Source organism: Aeromonas sp. PrichA-15, assembly GCF_017939245.1.
GTDB lineage: Bacteria > Pseudomonadota > Gammaproteobacteria > Enterobacterales > Aeromonadaceae > Aeromonas > Aeromonas caviae.
On the sequence record NZ_JAGKRH010000110.1, the window covers coordinates 1 to 677 of the forward strand.

Here is a 677-nt window from a genome sequence, read left to right on the forward strand (position 1 = left end):
CCAAGATCGTCATCGCCAAGCTGGCTGGCCAGTTCCTTGTCGATCTCGGCAATTTGCTGCTCCAGATACTTGAAATGGGCATGCAGCCTCTCCAACATGGTAATCAGTCGCGCTGGTAACTCGTGTTCAGCCATCACAGAAGGCAGGCGCTTGATGGCGGCATGACCGACGGGCAGACTGATGCCAAATTCGAGTAAAAAGCCGTGTATCTGGTTCGATGCCTTAACCCGATCGCGCACAAACGATTCGCGCACACGATGCAGTGCTCCCAACGTTTGCTGGCTTTCGGTCTTGGGCGTTACAAACCGCATGGAGGGACGGCAGGCGGCCTCGCAAATAGCTTCAGCATCGATGAAGTCGTTCTTGTTGCTCTTGACGAATGGGCGCACGAATTGAGGCGAAATGAGCTTACTCTCATGCCCAAATTCAGCCAGCCGACGAGCCATGTAATGGGCTCCGGCACATGCCTCCATGACGATGGTGCATACAGGAAAAGTTGCGAGGGATTCGATGAGCTTTGTCCGGTTGAACTTCTTGCGAAGAAGAGCCTTGCCGAACCGGTCTTGACAGTGAATGTGAAAAGAGTGTTTACCGAGATCAATACCAATAAGCGCAACGTTTTCCATGATGGCCTCTCCTGAAAGAAAAACACCCTGTCAGCGTACCGCTCACAGGGT

At 52.9% G+C, this 677-nt stretch carries 1 pseudogene; it reads right to left on the bottom strand.

The features are described from left to right. Nucleotides 1-626, bottom strand: a pseudogene (locus J9889_RS14265) (IS110-like element ISAeca3 family transposase); the annotation flags it as partial. Nucleotides 627-677: the final 51 nt, after the last annotated feature.